Raw genomic sequence first — 19,866 nt, 5'->3', positions numbered from 1 at the left:
GGCAAGGCCGGCTCCTACAGGGGTTCGCGCAAACCTGTAGGAGCCGGCCTTGCCGGCAAACGCTGCACTACCTAACCCGCCTGCTCACACAACTGCGTAAGCGCCTCCACCCACTGCGGGTGATCATTCAGGCACGGCACCAGCACCAGCTCTTGCCCGCCCGCCTCGACAAACTGCTCGCGCCCGCGATCGCCGATTTCTTCCAGCGTCTCGATGCAGTCGGCCACGAACGCCGGGCACATCACCAGCAGCTTCTTGACGCCTGCCTTGCCCAGCTCGTCCAGGCGCGCCTCGGTGTAGGGTTCGATCCACTTGGCCCGGCCCAGCCGCGACTGGAACGACACCGACCATTGGCCCTCGGCCAGGCCCATCTTCTGCGCGAACAACTGTGCCGAACGCAGGCACTGCGCGCGATAACACACCGCCAGCACCTCGGGCGAAGCGTTGCGACAGCAGTCGGCATTCTGGAAACAATGCGAACCGGTAGGGTCGAGTTTCTTCAGGTGCCGCTCGGGCAAACCGTGAAAGCTCAGCAGCAGGTGATCGAAGCCCTGCTCCAGGTACGGCCTGGCACTGGCCACCAGCGCGTCGATGTACAGCGGCTGGTCATAGAACGGACGCAGCACCGGCATCTGCAATGCCAGCTTGTGCTCGGCCACCACGGCCTTGGCCTGCTCGATCACGGTGGTCACGGTGCTGTCGGCAAACTGCGGGTACAACGGCGCCAGGGTCACCTTGGTGACGCCCTGGCCGGCCAGACGCTGCAACACCGTGGACAGCGAAGGCTCGCCATAGCGCATGGCGATTTCCACTGGGCCATGGGCCCAGTGCGCGCCCATGGCCTGCTGTAGGCGCCGGGTCAGCACCACCAGCGGCGAGCCTTCCTCCCACCAGATGGAGGCATAGGCGTGGGCCGACTGCTCCGGACGCTTGATCAGGATCAGCGAGACCAGCAGGCGACGCACCGGCCACGGCAGGTCGATCACATACGGGTCCATCAGAAACTGGTTGAGGTAACGACGCACGTCGGCGACGGAAGTGGAAGCCGGTGAACCCAGGTTGACCAGCAGCAGAGCATGATCGGTCATGCAACATCCTTTTCAGAGGCGCGCGGACAAGTCATCCAGCGCCGATTGCACATCGTTGTAACGGAACGTGAAGCCTGCCGCCAGCAAGCGCACCGGGCGCGCCCGCTGGCCACCCAGCAGCAATACCGACAGTTCGCCGAGCCCGGCGCGCAGCACCAGCGCCGGCAACGGCATGAACGCCGGGCGGTGCAGCGCGCGCCCCAGGCGTCGGGCAAATTCGCGGTTGCGCACCGGCTCCGGCGCGCAGGCATTATAAGGACCGCTGGCATCCTCGCGCTGCAACAGAAAATCAATCAGGGCGATTTGGTCGTCCAGATGGACCCACGGCATCCACTGGCGACCACTGCCAATCGGCCCGCCCAGCCCGAGCTTGAACGGCAGGCGCAGGCGCGACAAAAAGCCGCCCTCGGCCGCCAGCACCAGCCCGGTACGCACCAGCACCACCCGCATGCCCAGGGCCTCGGCGCGCAGCGCGGTTTCTTCCCAGGCAATGCACAGCTGGCTGGCAAAGTCCTCCTTGACCGGCTGCGACAGCTCGGTCAGCTCGCGCTCACCACCATCGCCATACCACCCTACCGCCGACCCCGAGATCAGCACCGCAGGGCGCTGCTGCCGGCCTTGCAGCCAGGCGATCAACTGCTCGGTGAGGGTGATGCGGCTAGCCCATAGCAGCGCGCGTCGGTGCGACGTCCAGGGGCGATCGGCAATCGGCGCACCGGCCAGGTTGACCACGGCGTCCACCGGCTCCTCGCCCAGTTCGTCGAGCCGGGCAATGCCGCGCACCCCTGCCCCGCACACCTGAGCGACCTGCGCCGGACGCCGGCTCCACACCGTCAGGCGGTAACCCTTGTCCAGCCAGAAGCGGCAAAGGTGTCTGCCGATCAGGCCCGTACCACCGGTCAGCAATATATGCATGGCTGTGTCCTCACATGGCGCGCGCTGGTCTATTTTTAAGTTCAAGGCACTTTTTTGACCGAACGCTCTCGGATAAACATAGGCCAACCTGCAACGTCGAGCGGAATCATCTTATACAAGCTGGAGATATTGTACAGGCTTGTCGGGCAGCGTAGGCTGTTTCCAAAAGGTTCGAAGAGGCCATCATGACTGTTCCTATCGCAATCATCGGTGCCGGCATCGCCGGCCTGTCCGCCGCCCAGGCCCTGCAGAAGGCCGGGCACACCGTGCACCTGTTCGACAAGGGCCACGGCAGTGGCGGACGCATGGCCAGCAAACGCAGCGAAGCCGGCGCCCTGGACCTGGGCGCGCAGTACTTCACGGCCCGCGACCGACGTTTCGTCGAACAGGTCCAGGCCTGGCAGGCCAAGGGCTGGGCGGCCGAATGGAAGCCGCAACTGTACAACTACCGCGAAGGTCAGCTGACCCCCTCGCCGGACGAGCAGATCCGCTGGGTGGGTGTACCGCGCATGAGCGCCATCACCCGCGGCCTGCTCAAGGATGTCACCGTCAACTTCAATTGCCGCATTGCCGAGGTGTTCCGCGGCAAGCAGTACTGGCACCTGCAGGACACCGAGGGCGGCAGCCACGGGCCGTTCAGTCGCGTCATCATTGCGGTGCCGGCGCCCCAGGCCACGCAGTTGCTCAGCGCCACCACCAAGCTGGCCGGCATGGCCGCCAGCGTGCAGATGGAGCCCACCTGGGCCATTGCGCTGGGCTTCGATACGCCCCTGGACACCCCCATGCAGGGCTGCTTCGTGCAGGGCTGCGACCTCGACTGGCTGGCGCGCAACCGCAGCAAGCCCGGGCGTGACGAAAAACTCGACACCTGGGTCCTGCACGCCACCGCCAGCTGGAGCAAGCAACACATCGACCTGTCGCGCGAGGCCGTGATCGAGCACCTGCTGGGCAACTTCGCCGAACTGGTGGGCTGCGCCGTGCCGGCCCCCACCTTCACCCTGGCCCATCGCTGGTTGTATGCCCGCCCGAGCAGCAGCCATGAATGGGGCGCCCTGGCCGATGCCGACCTGGGCCTGTACGCCTGCGGCGACTGGTGCATGTCGGGGCGCGTCGAGGGCGCATGGCTCAGCGGCCAGGAAGCGGCGCGGCGCCTGCTCGAACACCTGGAATGACCCCTGCACCGGCTGAAGCTGTACAGAACATTTGACTTGTACAACACGTTATCTATGATGAGCGAAGCTGTACATAATTTTGTTTCTGTACAAATTTCAGTCGAGAGCGACCATGGCGGCCACCAGACCAAAGATTGCCATCAGTGCATGCCTGACCGGCGAAGAGGTCCGCTACAACGGCGGGCACAAGGCCTCGCGCCTGTGCAATGAAGTGCTGGCCGAACACTTCGACTTCATCGGCATCTGCCCCGAGGTCGCCATCGGCCTGGGCACACCTCGCCAGGCCATCCGCCTGACCGGTGACCCGGCCAACCCCAGGGCCGTGGGCAGCCGCGATGCCAGCCTGGACGTCAGCCAGGCACTGGATGCCTACGGTGCAGAAATGGCCGGGCAACTGACCGACATCTGCGGCTACATCTTCATGCAGAAATCGCCATCCTGCGGCCTGGAACGGGTCAAGGTGTACCAGGCCAACGGCTACCCGGCCACCGAAGGCGGTCGCGGCCTGTATGCCGCACGGTTCTGCGCCCAGCGCCCCGACCTGCCGGTCGAAGAGGATGGCCGGCTGTGCGATCCGGTACTGCGGGAAAACTTCATCACCCGGGTGTATGCCTACGCCGACTGGCAGCAATTGCTGGCAGGCGGGCTCAGTCGTCATGCCCTCATCGCCTTCCACTCGCGCTACAAGTACCAGCTGATGGCGCACAACCCCCAGCAGTACAAGGTGCTGGGCAAGTTGCTGGGCAGCATGCAGCGCCAGGACGACCCCACCCAGATCGGCCCACGGTATTTCAGCCAGCTGATGAGCGCCCTGAGCCGCTGCGCCAGTCGCGGCACCCACGGCAACGTGCTGATGCACCTGAGCGGCTACCTGCGCCGGTTTCTCGACCCCCGCGACAAACAGGAAATCCGCGCCCTGATCGACCAGTACCAGGCCGGCATCGTCCCGCTGGTGGTGCCGCTGACCCTGCTCAAGCACCACCTGCGCCGCCACCCCGACCCCTACCTCATGCAGCAGGTCTATCTGCAACCGCACCCGGAAAACCTGAGCCTGCGCAATGCCATCTGAAGACGACCTGCTGCCCATTCGTGAAGTCACCCGCCTGACCGGGGTCAACCCCGTGACCCTGCGCGCGTGGGAGCGTCGCTACGGGCTGATCGTGCCGCAGCGCACCGGCAAGGGTCACCGGCTCTACAGCGCCGCACACGTGCAGCGCATCCAGCAGATTCTGCAATGGCTCAACCGCGGAATCGCGGTGGGCCAGGTCAAGCCGCTGCTCGACACCTCCCCAGCAGTGCAACCCGCACCCGGCAACGACGACTGGCACACCCTGCGCCTGCAACTGGTCGACTGCATCGCGCAACTGGCCGAACGCCGACTCGACCAGCTGTTCAACCAGGCCATGGCCCTCTACCCCGCCGCCACCCTGTGCGAGCAACTGTTGCTGCCGTTGCTGCAAGAACTCGACACCCGCTGGCACGGGCACTTTGCCGCCCGCATGGAGCAGGTGTTCTTCCATACCTGGCTGCGCAGCAAACTTGGCGTGCGGGTGTATCACAACAATCGTCAGCTGAACGCCGCGCCCGCCCTGCTGGTCAACGCCTCGGCCCTGCCATTCGACCCGCAGCTGTGGCTGTGCGCCTGGCTGCTCAGTGATGCCGGCTGCGCGGTCGAGGTATTCGACTGGCCGCTGCCACCTCGAGAGCTGGCGTTTGCCGTGCAGCAGCTCAAACCCTGTGCGTTGGTGATGTGCCTGAACGCGGCGCTCGATCCGCGTGAACTGCAGCGCAGCCTCAATGCGATCGATCTGCCGACCCTGCTGCTGGGCAGCATGGCCGCGCTCTACAAGGAGCATGCCGAGGCGGCGGGCCTGCAGGCAGGCAACGTGCATCTGCCGTCCTCTGTGGTGGCGCTGCCCGCCCTGTTGCTGGGCCTGCTGGCCACCTGACGTCTCCCCCACATTCACAGGATTTCGTATGCAACTGATCTGGCTGCGCAACGACTTGCGCGTTCACGACAACACTGCGCTGGCCGCTGCCTGCTCGCGCGGCCCCACCCTGGCGGTGTGGCTGGTAAGCCCCGGGCAGTGGCTCGCCCACGACGACGCCCCGTGCAAGGTGGACTTCTGGCTGCGCAACCTGCACAGCCTGCGCCAGTCACTGGACGCCCTGAACATTCCCCTGCTGATTGTGCCTGCCGACCAGTGGGCCGATGCGCCTCGGGTGCTGCTCGCGCTGTGCAGGCAACATGCGGTCAGTGCCGTGCACCTGAACGAGGAATACGGGGTACACGAACAACGTCGCGATCAGGCCGTGCAGCAGGCATTGCGCCAGGCCGACATCCAGGTGCACAGCTACCTGGACCAGTTGCTGTTCAAGCCCGGCAGCATCCTGACCCGCAGCGGCGGTTACTTCCAGGTGTTCAGCCAGTTTCGCAAGGTGTGCTACGAACGGCTTCACCTGGGGCTTCCCTCACGGGTATCGGCGCCGGCAGCCCAGGCCCGGCTGGCCATTGCCAGCGACACCGTCCCCACCCAGGTGGCCGGCTTCGAGACGCCGCCCGACGCGTTGCGCACGCTGTGGCCGGCAGGCGAGGATGAAGCCGCACGCCGCCTGGCGCGCTTTGTCGACGAGGCCATCGAGGATTATCCGGTACAGCGCGACCTTCCTGCCGTGCCTGGCACCAGCCAGCTGTCGGCCTACCTCGCCGCCGGGGTGATCTCCCCCCGCCAGTGCCTGCATGCCGCCTTGGCCTGCAACTTCGGCGAATTCGACAGCGGGAATGCCGGCGCCATCACCTGGATCAACGAACTGCTGTGGCGCGAGTTCTACAAGCACATCCTGGTGGGCTACCCGCAGGTTTCCCGCCACCGTGCCTTCAGGTCACATACCGAAGCCCTGCCCTGGCGCAACGCGCCACAGGACCTGCTGGCCTGGCAACAGGGCTGCACCGGCATCCCTATCGTGGATGCGGCCATGCGCCAGTTGCTCGCCACAGGCTGGATGCACAATCGCCTGCGCATGGTCACGGCCATGTTTCTGACCAAGAACCTGCTGATCGACTGGCGTGAAGGCGAACGCTTCTTCATGCGCCACCTGATCGACGGCGACCTGGCCGCCAACAACGGCGGCTGGCAGTGGAGCGCCTCGACCGGTACCGACGCCGTGCCCTACTTTCGGATCTTCAATCCGGTGAGCCAGTCGCAACGCTTCGACCCTGCAGGGCGATTTCTGAAGCACTGGCTGCCTGAACGCGGCAACCTGGACCACAAGGCCGTCCATTTACCCAATGTCCAGAACGATTTGTTTGCAATAGATGTCTATCCTCATGCAATTGTAGACTTAAGTTCTAGTCGCCAACGCGCACTGGATGCGTTCAAACACTTACCTAAACGCAACGATTGAGGAAAGGATCTTGAGCAGTGATCGACCTCGGCGCATCTGGATTACCGGTGCCAGCAACGGACTTGGGCATGCCTTGGCAGAGGCGCTGCTTGAACAGGGCTGCAAGGTGGCGCTCAGTGTTCGCAATCGCGACGATGCACACCCCCTTGAGACCGACTATCCCGGTAGGGTCCTTGTACTTGCCGGCGACCTGCACCAGTTGCCGCAGGCCAGGCGCGCCTGCGCCACCCTGACCGAACAATGGCAGGCCATCGACGGCCTGATCGTCAACGCCGGCACCTGCGACTACCTGCCGTTGCCGATTACCCAGACACTGCTGCAGGACGTGGTGCGAAGCAACCTGGCCGCCGCCTCGCACTGCCTCGAAGGCGCGCTCCCCCTTCTGGACAAGGGGCGCGCCCCGCAGGTGGTGGGGATTCTCAGTGCGTACTCTGCCCTGCAGCTGGGCGAGCCCGGCCAGCCGCGGCGCCCTGCCAACAGCATCGCGTCACTGTTCGAAGACGCCCGCCCCCTGCTGGTCGCACACGGCATCGACCTGACCATCGTGGCCCCTCAGACACCTGCACAGGCCATGAACACACCCACTGCCATCCCGGATGAGTGGGACGCCAGTTCGGCTGCCAGCGCCATCCTGCAACGCCTGGGCGAACGCCCGCAGCAGTTGACCCTGCAGGCGTTAGCGGTCAATGAGCTGTGGCCGCTGCCAAAATGAAAAAAGGCCCTGACGCAAGTCAGGGCCTTTTTCGTGGTGCAGGGTACCGGCCGACCGTCAGAGCGGCATGCGGTAGTGCAGCGAATAGCTTTCCACGCCATCGTTGGGGCTTTGCAGGCCCGCGTTCGAATAGTGGATGGCGCGCACGCCTACCTCGTGTCCGCCCGCGAAGCGCAAGCCGAACCCGATGCGGTCTTCGAACTGGAACGACGAGCCGAGCTTGTTGGTTTCAAGCTTGGTGCTGGAGAAGGCCGCTACACCGATACCCGCCTCGATGTAGGGTTTGACCGACTCACCGGCGAACTCGTAGACGAACACGGGCGCGAACGAGAGGCTGTGGTTGCTGGAAGTCTTGTCGCCGTCCCAGTAGGTGTAGGCACCATCCCAGTAGCCGGTCACGCGGCCGACGCTGGTCTGCCACCAGCTGGCGTCCCAGTTGGACTGCAGCCCAAGGCGATAGACCATGGTCGAATCACCGGTCTGCCCTACGGAAAACGAGGCGTCAGCGGCGTTTGCGGTGAAAGAGTGCCCCAGGGTAACGGCTGCAATCGCAGCCAAGCAAAGCAGTTTCTTCATGAGAAACGTCCCTTTTCCTAAATGCTGTTGTGGTTTTGTGTCTCATCAGACGATTGAATAGAAATCGGCAGTAGTACGATAGTTCAGGAAAAAAATGCATTTTTCACAGTTTTTTTACAAGTCGAAGCTTCGCACACTGTCAGATTTATTCCACAACATCGGCAGAATCTTTACCAAATGTGCCGGACTGCCGCTGGTCCAGAACTGCGCAGGCTGCGCCGGGCCGTGGGCCAGCAGGGCCCGTTCACCCAGCAAACGCTGGAGTTGCCGGGCCACCGCAGCGCCGGTATCGATGATGGCCACGGCCGGCGGCACCATGTGCGCGAGCAGCGGTTTCAGGAAGGGGTAATGGGTGCAGCCCAGGATCAGGGTGTCGCAGCCGGCGGCCAGCAGCGGCTCGACATAGCCCTGCAGCAACTGGCGCAGCGCGGGGCTGTCCAGGTCGCCCGCCTCGATCAGTTCCACCAGCCCCGGGCACGGCTGGGTAACTACACGAACGTCGCTGGCAAAGCGATCCAGCAACGCGGCGAACTTGGCGCTCTGCAGGGTGCCGGTGGTTGCCAGCACCCCTACCACTCCACTGCGGGTGGCCGCTGCCGCCGGCTTTACCGCCGGCTCCATGCCCACCAGCGGCCAGTGCGGGTAGCGCTCGCGCAGATCGGCCACCGCCGCCACGGTGGCGGTGTTGCAGGCCAGCACCATGGCCTTGGCGCCCTGCTGCTGAAAGAATTCGGCTACCAGGCGGCAGCGCTGGCGGATGAACTCGGGCGACTTCTCGCCATAGGGAATATGCCCGCAGTCCGCCACATACAGTAGCGACTCGTCGGGCAACAGGCGGCTGATTTCCGCCAGCACCGACAGCCCACCCACGCCGGAATCGAACACCCCGACCGGCGCTTCACGCATGGCCGGCGCCACACACGCTGCAGGCCGGGTCGCGCTTGACCCGCAGCTCGCGAAACCGCGTCCCCAGGGCATCGACGAGCAGCAGGCGACCCACCAGCGGCTCGCCAAACCCGGCCAGCAGCTTCAAGGCCTCCAGCGCCTGCAGGCTGCCCACCAGGCCTACCAGCGGGCCGAGCACACCGGCTTCGCTGCAGGTCAGCTCGGCTTCGCTGCCATGCCCGTACAGGCAGTGGTAGCAGGGGCTGAGCGGGTTGCGCGGATCGAACACCGACAGCTGGCCTTCCAGGCGAATGGCCGCACCGCTGACCAGCGGCTTGCCGGCCGCGACGCAGGCAGCGTTCACCGCCTCGCGGGTGGCAAAGTTGTCACAGCAGTCCAGTACCAGGTCGACCGCCCCCACCGCCTGGGCCAGGGAGTCGTCATCCAGGGCCTGGCGATGGGCAACCAGGGCGACCTGCGGGTTGATCGCCTGCAGCCGGGCCATGGCCGAATCGACCTTGCTCAGGCCCACGGCGGCCGTGTCGTGCATCACCTGGCGTTGCAGGTTGGTCAGGTCGACCGTGTCGAAGTCGGCCAGGTGCAGCTCGCCGACCCCGGCCGCCGCCAGGTACAGCGCCACCGGCGAACCCAGGCCGCCCAGGCCGACGATCAGTACCCGGCTGCCCTTGAGGCGCAACTGCCCGTCGATATCCACCTGGGCCAACAGGATCTGCCGGCTGTAGCGCAACAGCTCCTCGTCGTTCAGCATGCCAGGCGCCCGAGGCTGATGCGCTCATGGCCGCCAAGGTCGGTGCGGCTCTGGATCTGCTCGAACCCGTGTCGCGCCAGCAGTTCGCGCACCGCTGCAGCCTGGTCATAGCCATGTTCCAGCAGCAGCCAGCCGCCGGGCAGCAGGTGCTGCGGGGCCTGTGTGATGATCTGGCGCAGGTCGTCGAGCCCGTCGCTGCCGGCCACCAGCGCACTGCTGGGCTCGAAGCGCACGTCGCCGGCCGCCAGGTGCGGGTCCTGCTCGGCGATGTAGGGCGGATTGCTGACGATCAGCGCAAAGCGCTGCCCTTGCAGGGCGTCGAACCAGTGGCTGGCAAGCACCTTGGCGTTGTCCAGCTGCAAACGCTGGCGGTTGCGCTCGGCCAGGGCCACGGCTTCGGGCACCCGGTCGACGGCCGTCACCTGCCAGCCGCCGCGCTCGCTGGCCAGGGCCAGGGCGATGGCGCCGCTGCCCGTGCCCAGGTCGAGCACCTGCAATGGCGTTGCCGGCAGCAGCTCAAGGGCGACCTCCACCAGCAGCTCGGTGTCCGGCCGCGGGATCAGCGTGTGCGGGGCCACTTCCAGGTCAAGCTTCCAGAAGCCCTGCTGGCCGAGGATATAGGCCACCGGCTCGCCTTCGCTGCGTCGCTGCAGGTAGGTGGCGAAGGTCGCGGCCGCTTCGCTGCTGACGATGCGCTCGGGCCAGGTGTGCAGGTAGCTGCGCGATTTGCCGATGGCCGCAGCCAGCAGCAGCTCGATATCCAGGCGCGCGGTGGGCGAGTCGGGTAGCTGCGCCCCGCGCAGCAGGCTGGCAATGATGGTCATTTACTCACCCAGTGCGGCCAGTTGATCGGCCTGGTATTCGGACAGCAGCGGCTCGATGATCGCATCGACGCCGCCCGCCAGTACTTCATCCAGCGAGTACAGGGTCAGGTTGATGCGGTGATCGGTCACCCGGCCCTGTGGATAGTTGTAGGTACGGATACGCTCGGAGCGGTCACCCGAGCCCACCAGCAGCTTGCGCTCGCTGGCGATCGCGTTCTGCGCGGCACTGGTCTGCATGTCGTTGAGCCTGGCCGACAGCCAGGACATCGCACGGGCGCGGTTCTTGTGCTGCGAGCGCTCTTCCTGGCATTCGACCACGATGCCGGTGGGCAAGTGGGTGATGCGGATGGCCGAGTCGGTCTTGTTCACGTGCTGGCCGCCCGCGCCGGAGGAGCGGTAGGTGTCCACCCGCAGGTCGGCCGGGTTGATCTCGATGGCCACCTGCTCGTCGGGCTCGGGCAGCACCGCCACGGTGCACGCGGAGGTGTGGATGCGGCCCTGGGACTCGGTTTCCGGCACCCGCTGCACGCGGTGTGCGCCAGACTCGAACTTGAGCTTGCCGTACACGCTGTCGCCCTCGACGCGGGCGATGATTTCCTTGTAGCCGCCGTGCTCGCCCTCGTTCTCGGAGAGGATTTCCAGGCGCCAGCCGCGACGCTCGGCATAACGCGAGTACATGCGGAACAGGTCGCCGGAGAAGATCGCCGCCTCGTCGCCACCCGTGCCGGCACGGATCTCGAGGAACACGTTGCGCCCGTCGTTGGGGTCCTTGGGCAGCAGCATGCGTTGCAGTTGCCCTTCGATAGCGGCCAGTTGCTCCTTGGCCTCGCGCACTTCCTCGACCGCCATTTCGCGCAGGTCCGGGTCGCTGTCCTTGAGCAAGGCCTGGGCGCCCTCCAGGTCAGCCTGCACCTTGCGCCACTGCGCGTAGGTCTGTGCAACGGGCTCGACCTCGGCATATTCGCGCGAGTAGGCACGAAAGCGCGTCTGGTCCGAAATCACTTCGGCGTCACCCAGCAGGGCGGTCAATTCCTCGAAACGGTCCTGGAGCGTGTCCAGTTTATTCAGCAGCGACGCTTTCATTGCGGGGTTTTATCCGTGGAGCCCTCGTTGAGGGCAAAGAGTTCCTGGGCCATGGCCAGCGCATCGAGGCGGCCTTCGGCAGACAGCTTTTTCAGTTGCACGCTCGGCGCGTGCAGCAACTTGTTGGTCAGCCCGCGGGCCAGCTGCGCCAGCACCTCTTCGGCGTTGCTGCCGTTGGCCAACAGGCGCTGGGCCTTTTGCAGCTCTTCGTCGCGCAGGCGCTCGCTCTGCTGGCGGTAGGCCTTGAGCACATCCACCGCAGCCAGCTCGCGCAGGCGCAGCATGAAGTCCTCGGCGCCCACGGTGACCAGCTCTTCGGCGGCCTGGGCGGCGCCCTGGCGGCTCTTGAGGTTTTCGGCCACCACATCGTGCAGGTCGTCGACGGTGTACAGGTACACGTCGTCCAGCTCGCCCACCTGCGCCTCGATGTCGCGGGGCACGGCGATGTCGACCATGAAGATCGGCTTGTGCCGGCGCTGCTTGAGTGCACTCTCGACCGCGCCCTTGCCCAGGATCGGCAACTGGCTGGCAGTGGAACTGATCACGATATCGCTGTTGACCAGCTCCTGCGGGATGTCCGACAGCAGCACCGCATGGGCACCGAACTGCTCGGCCAGGGTGCTGGCGCGCTCCAGCGTGCGGTTGGCCACCACGATGCGGCGCACGCCCTGCTCGTGCAGGTGTCGCGCCACCAGCGTGATGGTTTCGCCGGCACCGATCAGCAGGGCCTGGCTGCGGCCCAGGTCGCTGAAGATCTGCTTGGCCAGGCTCACGGCGGCAAATGCCACCGACACCGGGTTTTCACCGATGGCGGTATCGGTACGCACCTGCTTGGCGGCGCTGAAGGTCGCCTGGAACAGGCGCCCCAGCAGCGGGCCGATGGTGCCGGCCTCGCGCGCCACGGCATAGGCCGATTTCATCTGGCCGAGGATCTGCGGCTCGCCCAGCACCAGCGAGTCGAGCCCGGAGGCCACCCGCATCATGTGCCGCACGGCGCCATCATCTTCATGGATATAGGCGCAGGCGCGCAGTTCATCCAGGCTCAGCTTGTGATAATCGGCCAGCCAGCGCAGTACGCTGTCCGCCGCCAGGTGATCCTGTTCGATGTACAGTTCGCTGCGATTGCAGGTCGAAAGGATCGCAGCTTCGCGGCTGGCGGTCAGTCGACACAGCTGCTGCAAGGCTTCGACCAGCTGCTCGGGCGTAAACGCCACGCGCTCGCGTACGTCTACCGAGGCAGTCTTATGGTTGATACCGAGGGCAAGAAAGGCCATTCAAGGTCGCTGATTGTGACGAGAAGCCGATAATTGTCCTACTTCGCCGGATAGAGAACAACCACCGCTCGTTATTGTCTCTTATAGTCTGTATCCAAAAGCCCCATCGACGATGGGTTTGCCATGATCCTTGTGTCATGATGATCCGACCGCAGGTAAGCCGCCCAAATCCTCCCTATGAATAGATCTTCCGCGTTATTCCTCGCCTTTGCCTTGCTCCAGGGTTGCCAGACGCTGACCCCGGGCGCCCGGGACGCCACGGCGCCTGCCGACGATGCGGCCACGGTCGCCGAGGCCAAGAAGCCCACGGTGTACGGCTCGTTCACCCAGGACACGGTGTACAGCCTGTTGACCGCCGAGCTCGCCGGGCAGCGCAACCGCTTCGATATCGCCCTGGACAACTACGTCACCCAGGCGATCAAGACCCAGGACGCGGGCATTTCCGAGCGGGCATTTCGCATTGCCGAGTACCTGGGCGCCGATCAGGCCGCCCTCGATACCGCACTGATATGGGCCAGGAACGACCCCGAGAACCTCGACGCACAACGCGCCGCCGCCATCCAGCTGGCGCGCAGTGGACGCTATGACGATTCGATGGTGTTCATGGAGAAGGTGCTGCAGGGTCAGGGCGACACGCATTTCGACTTTCTCGCGCTGTCGGCGGCCGAAACCGACCAGGACACCCGCGACGGCCTGCAGAAAAGTTTCGACCGCCTGCTGGTAAAGTACCCCGACAACAGCCAGCTGGTGTTCGGCAAGGCCCTGCTGCTGCAGCAGGACGGCAAGTCCGAGGCCGCCCTGGCGCTGCTCGAAGCCCACCCGCCGGCGGACGGTGAAATTGCCCCGATCCTGTTGCGTGCGCGCCTGCTGCAATCGCTTGACCGTGGCCCCGAAGCCCTGCCGCTGCTGCGCAAGGCCATCGCCCGCAACCCCGACGACAAGCGCCTGCGCCTGACCTACGCGCGCACCCTGGTGGAGCAGGACCGCATCGACGACGCCAAGGTCGAGTTCGCCAACCTGCTGCAGCAATACCCCGAAGACGACGAACTGCGCTATTCGCTGGCGCTGGTGAGCATCGAGGCCAAGGCGCTCGACGAAGCCACCAGCTACCTGCAGGAACTGATCGAGCGCGACAGCCACGTGGATGCGGCGCACCTGAACCTGGGGCGCATCTTCGAAGAGCGCAACGATTCCGAAGCGGCCCTGACCGAGTACGCCCTGGTCGGCCCTGGCAACGACTACCTGCCCGCGCAACTGCGCCAGGCCGACATCCTGATTGCCAACGGGCGCACCGACGAGGCCAGCCGGCGCCTTGCCGAAGCCCGCGAGGCGCAGCCGGACTACGCGATCCAGCTGTACCTGATCGAGGCCGAAACCCTTGGCAACAATGACAAGGACGCCCAGGCCATGCAGGTGTTGCAGGCAGCGATCCGGCAGTACCCGGACGACCTGAGCCTGCTGTACAGCCGTGCCATGCTCGCCGAGAAGCGCGACGACCTGGCCCAGATGGAAAGGGACCTGCGCAGCATCCTGCAACGCGAACCGGAAAACGCCATGGCGCTCAATGCGCTGGGCTACACCCTGGCCGACCGTACCACCCGCTATGCCGAAGCCAAGGGCCTGATCGAGAAAGCCCTGCAGATCAACCCCGAAGACCCGGCCGTGCTCGACAGCCTGGGCTGGGTCAACTACCGCATGGGCAACCTGGACGAGGCCGAGCGCCTGCTGCGCCAGGCCCTGGAGCGCTTCCCCGACCACGAGGTCGCGGCGCACCTGGGCGAAGTGCTGTGGGCCAACGGCAAGCGTCGTGAAGCCCGCCAGGTTTGGGCCAAGGCCTTCGAAGGCCAGCCCGACAGCCCTATTCTGCGCAAGACCGTCTTGCGCCTGACCGGATCCGAGACTCTATAAGCTTATGTTACTGCGCCATTTCATCACCTTCAGCCTGATCGCCGTGCTTGCCGGCTGTTCCAGCTTCGGCTCCCGCGAGGCCGTGCAGGGCCAGGGCAACGCGCAACTGTGGCGTGAACACAAACAGCAGTTGAGCACCCTCGACGGCTGGCAGATCAACGGCAAGGTGGGCATCCGCGCACCGAAAGACTCCGGCAGTGGCACCCTGTTCTGGCTGCAACGCCAGGACTACTACGACATTCGCCTGTCCGGCCCGCTGGGTCGCGGCGCCGCACGGCTCACCGGCCGTCCGGGCCAGGTGGTGCTGGAAGTGGCCAACCAGGGCCGTTTCGAGGCACAAAGCCCGGAAAGCCTGCTGGCCGAGCAACTGGGCTGGGAACTGCCGGTGTCGCACCTGGTGTGGTGGGTACGCGGCCTGCCCGCCCCCGACAGCAAGAGCCAGCTGACCCTGGACGGCGACAGCCGCCTGGCCAGCCTCAAGCAGGACGGCTGGAGCGTCGAGTACCTGAGCTACACCGAACAGAACGGCTACTGGCTGCCCGAGCGCCTCAAGCTGCACGGCCAGGACCTCGACGTGACCGTGGTGGTCAAGGAATGGCAACCGCGCCAGCTGGGGCATTGATGATGAGCCGATTGACCCTGCCGGCCCCGGCCAAGCTCAACCTGATGCTGCACATTCTCGGCCGCCGCGACGACGGCTACCACGAGCTGCAGACGCTGTTCCAGTTTCTGGACCATGCCGACGAACTGAGTTTCGACCTGCGCGACGACGGCCAGGTCATCCTGCACAGCGACCTCAAGGATGTGCCCCACGAGAGCAACCTGATCGTGCGCGCGGCGCGCAAGCTGCAGCAACTGACCGGCTGCCCCCTGGGCGTGGACATCTACCTGAAGAAGGTACTGCCCATGGGCGGAGGCATCGGCGGTGGCAGTTCGGATGCCGCCACCACCCTGCTCGGTCTCAACCACCTCTGGCAGCTTGGCTGCAGCGAAGACCAGCTGGCCGAGCTGGGCCTGACACTGGGCGCCGACGTGCCGGTTTTCGTGCGCGGGCACGCGGCGTTTGCCGAAGGCGTGGGCGAGAAGCTCACCCCCGTCGACCCCGAGGAACCCTGGTACGTCGTGCTGGTACCGCAAGTATTTGTAAGTACAGCAGAAATTTTTTCGCATCCGTTGTTGACACGTAATTCACCGCCCATTAAGATGCGCCCCGTTCCCAAGGGAAACAGTCGTAATGACTGCCAACCGGTAGTAGAGCAGAGTTACCCGGAAGTACGTAACTCACTGAATTTACTAGGTAAATTCACGGATGCTAGGCTAACCGGAACTGGAAGTTGTGTGTTTGGGGCCTTCCCAAGCAAAGCTGAAGCTGATAAAGTTTTGGCCCTTCTTACAGAGACCCAAACAGGGTTTGTGGCTAAAGGAAGCAACATCTCAATGTTGCATCGCACGCTGCAAGGTCTGCTCTAGGAATCGAGTATCAGGTACTCGCAGCAACAGATACAGGGGCGTCGCCAAGCGGTAAGGCAGCAGGTTTTGATCCTGCCATGCGTTGGTTCGAATCCAGCCGCCCCTGCCATTTTCCTATACTCATCCAGGTATACCCTCAGCCTTCAGGTACTGCGCGTGTCCAAGATGATGGTCTTTACGGGGAACGCTAACCCCGATCTGGCTCGGCGTGTCGTACGTCAGCTGCATATCCCTCTCGGTGACGTCTCTGTCGGTAAGTTTTCCGACGGCGAAATCAGCACTGAGATCAATGAAAATGTTCGTGGTAAAGACGTTTTCATTATTCAGCCGACTTGCGCGCCAACCAACGATAACCTGATGGAACTGGTAGTGATGGCCGATGCCTTCCGCCGCTCCTCAGCGTCTCGAATCACTGCCGTGATTCCTTACTTCGGATATGCCCGCCAGGATCGCCGTCCGCGTTCGGCGCGTGTAGCTATCAGCGCCAAAGTGGTTGCCGACATGCTCACCGTCGTCGGGATCGACCGTGTTCTCACCGTCGACCTGCACGCTGACCAGATCCAGGGTTTCTTCGATATTCCGGTAGATAACATCTACGGCTCCCCCGTTCTGGTGGATGACATCGAAGACCAGCGTTTCGAGAACCTCATGATCGTGTCCCCGGACATCGGCGGCGTCGTGCGTGCACGTGCTGTTGCCAAGTCCCTGGGCGTCGATCTGGGTATCATCGACAAACGCCGCGAGAAGGCCAATCACTCCGAAGTGATGCACATCATCGGCGACGTCGAAGGACGTACGTGTATTCTCGTCGACGACATGGTCGACACCGCCGGCACCCTGTGCCACGCGGCCAAGGCCCTGAAAGAACACGGCGCGGCAAAGGTTTACGCCTACTGCACGCACCCTGTCCTGTCGGGTCGCGCGATCGAGAATATCGAAAACTCCGTGCTGGATGCACTGGTGGTGACCAACACCATCCCGCTGTCCGCTGCAGCACAAGCCTGTGACCGTATCCGTCAACTGGATATCGCACCGGTCGTGGCCGAAGCGGTTCGCCGCATCAGCAACGAAGAATCGATCAGCGCGATGTTCCGCTGAGGGCCTGGCCCTCGCGAGATCACGTTGACGTAAAGCGCCCCGCCCCAGCACTGGTTGTTGGGGCGGGGCTTTTTTGCCCTCCCCGGTTTGGCGCTGGTCGCAAACGCCGCCGGGGTCTGGCTATTTTGGAGAAACAACATGACTGATTTCACTCTGAACGCCCAAGCGCGTACCGACCTGGGGAAAGGTGCGAGCCGCCGCCTGCGTCGTCTCGCCGCCCAAATCCCTGCCGTTGTCTACGGTGGTGACAAAGAAGCGCAATCCCTGACCATCGTGGCCAAGGAAATCGCCAAGCTGTTCGAAAACGAAGCTGCCTTCAGCCACGTGATCGAACTGAACGTTGACGGCACCAAGCAGAACGTCATCGTCAAGGCCCTGCAGCGTCACCCAGCCAAGCAGTTCATCATGCACGCCGACTTCGTGCGCGTTGTTGCTGGCCAGAAACTGACCGCTATCGTTCCTGTGCACTTCGTCAACGAAGAAGCACCGGTCAAGAAAGGCGGCGAAATCTCCCACGTAGTGTCGGAGATCGAAGTTTCCTGCGAAGCCAAAGACCTGCCTGAGTTCATCGAAGTCGACCTGGCCAAGGCCGAAATCGGCACCATCATCCACCTGTCGGACCTCAAAGCTCCGAAAGGCGTAGAGTTCGTCGCTCTGGCCCACGGTGATGACAAGGCTGTTGCAAACGTTCACGCTCCGCGTGTTGCGCCTGAAGCAGAAGGCGCTGCCGAGTAATCCACTCGACACGCCGGCGTTGACCGGGTTGCAGCCCCGCGCTGCAACCCACAACTCCAAGGAAGAGCCCCTGACGTGACCGCCATCCAACTGATCGTCGGCCTGGGAAACCCCGGCCCCGAATACGAACAGACCCGGCATAACGCAGGGGCTCTTTTCGTGGAACGCATTGCCAGCGCCCAGCGCGTCAACCTGACCGCTGACCGCAAGTATTTCGGCCTGACGGCTAAATTCAGCCATCAGGGCCAGGACGTTCGTCTGCTGATCCCCACCACCTACATGAACCGCAGCGGCCAGGCCGTTGCTGCACTGGCGAACTTCTTCCGCATCCCGCCAGATGCCATCCTGGTGGCCCACGACGAACTCGACCTGCCCCCCGGCGTCGCCAAGCTCAAGAAAGGCGGCGGCCATGGCGGGCACAACGGCCTGCGCGACATCATCGCGCAGCTGGGCAACAACAAAGACTTTCACCGTCTGCGGCTTGGCATCGGCCACCCGGGTGACAGCACCAAGGTGTCCGGTTTTGTCCTTGGCAAGGCGCCCCGCGCCGAGCAGGAAAAACTCGATGCCAGTATCGATTTTGCCCTCGGCGTGCTGCCGGACATCCTCGCCGGCGATTGGACGCGTGCGATGAGAGAGCTGCACAGCCAAAAGGCCTGACTCCACGAAGAGGGATTCACCATGGGTTTCAATTGCGGCATCGTCGGCCTGCCCAACGTCGGCAAGTCCACCCTGTTCAACGCCTTGACCAAATCCGGCATCGCGGCAGAAAACTTCCCCTTCTGCACCATCGAGCCGAACAGCGGCATCGTGCCGATGCCCGACCCACGTCTGGATGCCCTGGCTGCGATCGTCAAGCCCAACCGCGTGCTGCCGACCACCATGGAGTTCGTCGACATCGCCGGCCTGGTGGCAGGTGCGTCCAAGGGTGAAGGCCTGGGCAACAAGTTCCTGGCCAACATCCGTGAAACCGATGCCATCGCCCACGTGGTCCGCTGCTTCGAAGACGAGAACGTGATTCACGTCTCCAACAGCGTCGACCCCAAGCGCGACATCGAGATCATCGACCTGGAACTGATCTTCGCCGACCTGGACAGCTGCGAGAAGCAACTGCAGAAGGTCGCGCGCAACGCCAAGGGCGGCGACAAGGATGCCCTGGCACAAAAGGCCATCCTCGAGAAGTTGATTGCGCACTTCACCGAAGGCAAGCCGGCGCGCAGCCTGATGAAGACCATGGCCGACGACGAGAAGGCGCTGGTACGCGGTTTCCACCTGCTGACCAGCAAGCCGGTGATGTACATCGCCAACGTTGCCGAAGACGGCTTCGAAGACAACCCGCACCTGGACGTGGTCAAGGCCATTGCCGAGGAAGAGGGCGCGATCGTGGTACCGGTCTGCAACAAGATCGAAGCCGAGATCGCCGAGCTGGAAGACGGTGAAGAGAAGGACATGTTCCTCGAAGCCCTGGGCCTCGAAGAGCCAGGCCTGAACCGCGTGATCCGTGCCGGTTACTCGCTGCTCAACCTGCAGACCTACTTCACGGCCGGCGTGCAGGAAGTGCGGGCCTGGACCGTTCGCGTGGGCGCCACCGCGCCTCAGGCGGCCGGCGTGATCCACACCGACTTCGAAAAGGGCTTCATCCGTGCCGAAGTGGTCGCCTACGACGACTTCATCCAGTACAACGGTGAAAGCGGCGCGAAGGAAGCCGGCAAATGGCGTCTGGAAGGCAAGGACTACATCGTCAAGGATGGCGACGTGATGCACTTCCGCTTCAACGTCTAAGCCCCGAGCCGGGTCGCCACGACGCCCGACGCACACCAAACCCCTTGAGCGTTTACGCCTCAGGGGGTTTTGTTTTTACCGGTGTCGGTCACGCCTTCGGGTGACATGCCAAGACTTCCGGGCAAAAAGCCGGATAATGGCGGCCAATTCGTTTCGCACTTTCAGCACGG

20 protein-coding genes and 1 tRNA gene are annotated in these 19,866 nt (G+C 64.1%); 13 read left to right on the top strand and 8 right to left on the bottom strand.

Annotated elements, in window-relative coordinates; all coding sequences use genetic code 11:
• Nucleotides 1-71: 71 nt before the first annotated feature.
• Nucleotides 72-1,088, bottom strand: coding sequence for a ferrochelatase (gene hemH, locus JZZ72_RS15885; RefSeq protein ID WP_043864341.1), 1,017 nt, complete (start codon nt 1,086-1,088; stop codon nt 72-74).
• Nucleotides 1,089-1,100: 12 nt separating this feature from the next.
• Nucleotides 1,101-2,003, bottom strand: a complete 903-nt coding sequence (locus JZZ72_RS15880) for a TIGR01777 family oxidoreductase (protein ID WP_043864340.1) — start codon at nt 2,001-2,003, stop codon at nt 1,101-1,103.
• A gap of 185 nt (nt 2,004-2,188) precedes the next feature.
• Between JZZ72_RS15880 and JZZ72_RS15875 the strand changes: the two genes are divergently transcribed.
• From JZZ72_RS15875 to JZZ72_RS15855, 5 genes are all read left to right on the top strand, one after another.
• Nucleotides 2,189-3,175: an NAD(P)/FAD-dependent oxidoreductase gene (locus JZZ72_RS15875; protein WP_043864339.1), complete on the top strand. Its 987-nt coding sequence runs from the start codon at nt 2,189-2,191 to the stop codon at nt 3,173-3,175.
• Nucleotides 3,176-3,287: 112 nt separating this feature from the next.
• Nucleotides 3,288-4,244, top strand: coding sequence for a YbgA family protein (locus JZZ72_RS15870; RefSeq protein WP_043864338.1), 957 nt, complete (start codon nt 3,288-3,290; stop codon nt 4,242-4,244).
• Nucleotides 4,234-5,124, top strand: coding sequence for a MerR family transcriptional regulator (locus JZZ72_RS15865; protein WP_043864337.1), 891 nt, complete (start codon nt 4,234-4,236; stop codon nt 5,122-5,124). The genes JZZ72_RS15870 and JZZ72_RS15865 overlap by 11 nt, the downstream gene beginning before the upstream one ends.
• Nucleotides 5,125-5,152: 28 nt before the next feature.
• A complete protein-coding gene (phrB, locus tag JZZ72_RS15860; protein WP_210014691.1) occupies nt 5,153-6,580 on the top strand; it encodes a deoxyribodipyrimidine photo-lyase in 1,428 nt (475 codons plus the stop codon).
• 10 nt (nt 6,581-6,590) lie between these two features.
• Entirely contained in the window at nt 6,591-7,292 is a 702-nt protein-coding gene (locus JZZ72_RS15855; protein WP_160296671.1) for an SDR family NAD(P)-dependent oxidoreductase, read from the top strand.
• A gap of 57 nt (nt 7,293-7,349) precedes the next feature.
• Here JZZ72_RS15855 and JZZ72_RS15850 read toward each other — a convergent pair whose 3' ends face one another.
• The 6 genes from JZZ72_RS15850 to hemA all read right to left on the bottom strand — a co-directional run bounded on the left by JZZ72_RS15850 (nt 7,350) and on the right by hemA (nt 12,703).
• Complete coding sequence (locus tag JZZ72_RS15850) at nt 7,350-7,868, bottom strand: acyloxyacyl hydrolase (protein ID WP_043864335.1); 519 nt, start codon at nt 7,866-7,868, stop codon at nt 7,350-7,352.
• 114 nt (nt 7,869-7,982) lie between these two features.
• Entirely contained in the window at nt 7,983-8,774 is a 792-nt protein-coding gene (gene murI, locus JZZ72_RS15845; RefSeq protein WP_058540662.1) for a glutamate racemase, read from the bottom strand.
• Nucleotides 8,767-9,522, bottom strand: a complete 756-nt coding sequence (locus JZZ72_RS15840; protein WP_054916242.1) for a molybdopterin-synthase adenylyltransferase MoeB — start codon at nt 9,520-9,522, stop codon at nt 8,767-8,769. The genes murI and JZZ72_RS15840 overlap by 8 nt, the downstream gene beginning before the upstream one ends.
• A complete protein-coding gene (gene prmC, locus JZZ72_RS15835) occupies nt 9,516-10,346 on the bottom strand; it encodes a peptide chain release factor N(5)-glutamine methyltransferase (RefSeq protein WP_058540645.1) in 831 nt (276 codons plus the stop codon). Before prmC ends, JZZ72_RS15840 begins: the two co-directional genes overlap by 7 nt.
• A complete protein-coding gene (gene prfA, locus JZZ72_RS15830; RefSeq protein ID WP_054916244.1) occupies nt 10,347-11,429 on the bottom strand; it encodes a peptide chain release factor 1 in 1,083 nt (360 codons plus the stop codon).
• The gene (hemA, locus tag JZZ72_RS15825) at nt 11,426-12,703 is read right to left on the bottom strand and encodes a glutamyl-tRNA reductase (RefSeq protein ID WP_043864331.1); all 1,278 of its coding nucleotides are present in this window, start codon (nt 12,701-12,703) and stop codon (nt 11,426-11,428) included. Before hemA ends, prfA begins: the two co-directional genes overlap by 4 nt.
• Nucleotides 12,704-12,880: 177 nt before the next feature.
• Between hemA and JZZ72_RS15820 the strand changes: the two genes are divergently transcribed.
• The 8 genes from JZZ72_RS15820 to ychF all read left to right on the top strand — a co-directional run bounded on the left by JZZ72_RS15820 (nt 12,881) and on the right by ychF (nt 19,696).
• Complete coding sequence (locus JZZ72_RS15820; RefSeq protein ID WP_054916245.1) at nt 12,881-14,611, top strand: tetratricopeptide repeat protein; 1,731 nt, start codon at nt 12,881-12,883, stop codon at nt 14,609-14,611.
• Between the two features lie 4 nt (nt 14,612-14,615).
• Nucleotides 14,616-15,233: a lipoprotein insertase outer membrane protein LolB gene (gene lolB, locus JZZ72_RS15815; RefSeq protein WP_043864329.1), complete on the top strand. Its 618-nt coding sequence runs from the start codon at nt 14,616-14,618 to the stop codon at nt 15,231-15,233.
• Entirely contained in the window at nt 15,233-16,081 is an 849-nt protein-coding gene (gene ispE / locus JZZ72_RS15810; RefSeq protein ID WP_043864328.1) for a 4-(cytidine 5'-diphospho)-2-C-methyl-D-erythritol kinase, read from the top strand. Before lolB ends, ispE begins: the two co-directional genes overlap by 1 nt.
• Before the next feature lie 34 nt (nt 16,082-16,115).
• Nucleotides 16,116-16,190: transfer RNA gene (locus JZZ72_RS15805), tRNA-Gln, on the top strand.
• 47 nt (nt 16,191-16,237) lie between these two features.
• Nucleotides 16,238-17,179 (top strand): ribose-phosphate pyrophosphokinase, encoded by a 942-nt coding sequence (locus JZZ72_RS15800; protein ID WP_010225730.1) that lies wholly within the window; start codon nt 16,238-16,240, stop codon nt 17,177-17,179.
• Nucleotides 17,180-17,317: 138 nt separating this feature from the next.
• Nucleotides 17,318-17,914 carry a 50S ribosomal protein L25/general stress protein Ctc gene (locus JZZ72_RS15795; protein ID WP_043864327.1) on the top strand — a complete coding sequence of 199 codons (597 nt, stop codon included), beginning with the start codon at nt 17,318-17,320 and terminating at the stop codon, nt 17,912-17,914.
• 75 nt (nt 17,915-17,989) lie between these two features.
• Nucleotides 17,990-18,574: an aminoacyl-tRNA hydrolase gene (gene pth, locus JZZ72_RS15790; RefSeq protein WP_043864326.1), complete on the top strand. Its 585-nt coding sequence runs from the start codon at nt 17,990-17,992 to the stop codon at nt 18,572-18,574.
• Nucleotides 18,575-18,595: 21 nt separating this feature from the next.
• Nucleotides 18,596-19,696, top strand: coding sequence for a redox-regulated ATPase YchF (ychF, locus tag JZZ72_RS15785; RefSeq protein WP_054916246.1), 1,101 nt, complete (start codon nt 18,596-18,598; stop codon nt 19,694-19,696).
• The last annotated feature ends 170 nt before the right edge of the window (nt 19,697-19,866 follow it).

Source organism: Pseudomonas palmensis (assembly GCF_017848315.1).
Taxonomy (GTDB): Bacteria; Pseudomonadota; Gammaproteobacteria; order Pseudomonadales; family Pseudomonadaceae; genus Aquipseudomonas; species Aquipseudomonas palmensis.
Note: the sequence above shows the minus strand (reverse complement) of the source record. Positions and strands in the feature narration are given on the sequence as shown.

Excerpts from the sequence above, each read along its gene's own strand:
- JZZ72_RS15865 (WP_043864337.1), top strand. The coding sequence starts at position 4,234 with ATGCCATCTGAAGACGACCTGCTGCCCATTCGTGAAGTCACCCGCCTG.
- prmC (WP_058540645.1), bottom strand. The coding sequence starts at position 10,346 with ATGACCATCATTGCCAGCCTGCTGCGCGGGGCGCAGCTACCCGACTCG.
- JZZ72_RS15880 (WP_043864340.1), bottom strand. The coding sequence starts at position 2,003 with ATGCATATATTGCTGACCGGTGGTACGGGCCTGATCGGCAGACACCTT.
- JZZ72_RS15820 (WP_054916245.1), top strand. The coding sequence starts at position 12,881 with ATGAATAGATCTTCCGCGTTATTCCTCGCCTTTGCCTTGCTCCAGGGT.
- murI (WP_058540662.1), bottom strand. The coding sequence starts at position 8,774 with ATGCGTGAAGCGCCGGTCGGGGTGTTCGATTCCGGCGTGGGTGGGCTG.
- hemH (WP_043864341.1), bottom strand. The coding sequence starts at position 1,088 with ATGACCGATCATGCTCTGCTGCTGGTCAACCTGGGTTCACCGGCTTCC.
- lolB (WP_043864329.1), top strand. The coding sequence starts at position 14,616 with ATGTTACTGCGCCATTTCATCACCTTCAGCCTGATCGCCGTGCTTGCC.
- JZZ72_RS15840 (WP_054916242.1), bottom strand. The coding sequence starts at position 9,522 with ATGCTGAACGACGAGGAGCTGTTGCGCTACAGCCGGCAGATCCTGTTG.
- phrB (WP_210014691.1), top strand. The coding sequence starts at position 5,153 with ATGCAACTGATCTGGCTGCGCAACGACTTGCGCGTTCACGACAACACT.
- JZZ72_RS15850 (WP_043864335.1), bottom strand. The coding sequence starts at position 7,868 with ATGAAGAAACTGCTTTGCTTGGCTGCGATTGCAGCCGTTACCCTGGGG.
- hemA (WP_043864331.1), bottom strand. The coding sequence starts at position 12,703 with ATGGCCTTTCTTGCCCTCGGTATCAACCATAAGACTGCCTCGGTAGAC.
- JZZ72_RS15870 (WP_043864338.1), top strand. The coding sequence starts at position 3,288 with ATGGCGGCCACCAGACCAAAGATTGCCATCAGTGCATGCCTGACCGGC.
- JZZ72_RS15795 (WP_043864327.1), top strand. The coding sequence starts at position 17,318 with ATGACTGATTTCACTCTGAACGCCCAAGCGCGTACCGACCTGGGGAAA.
- prfA (WP_054916244.1), bottom strand. The coding sequence starts at position 11,429 with ATGAAAGCGTCGCTGCTGAATAAACTGGACACGCTCCAGGACCGTTTC.
- JZZ72_RS15875 (WP_043864339.1), top strand. The coding sequence starts at position 2,189 with ATGACTGTTCCTATCGCAATCATCGGTGCCGGCATCGCCGGCCTGTCC.
- ychF (WP_054916246.1), top strand. The coding sequence starts at position 18,596 with ATGGGTTTCAATTGCGGCATCGTCGGCCTGCCCAACGTCGGCAAGTCC.
- ispE (WP_043864328.1), top strand. The coding sequence starts at position 15,233 with ATGATGAGCCGATTGACCCTGCCGGCCCCGGCCAAGCTCAACCTGATG.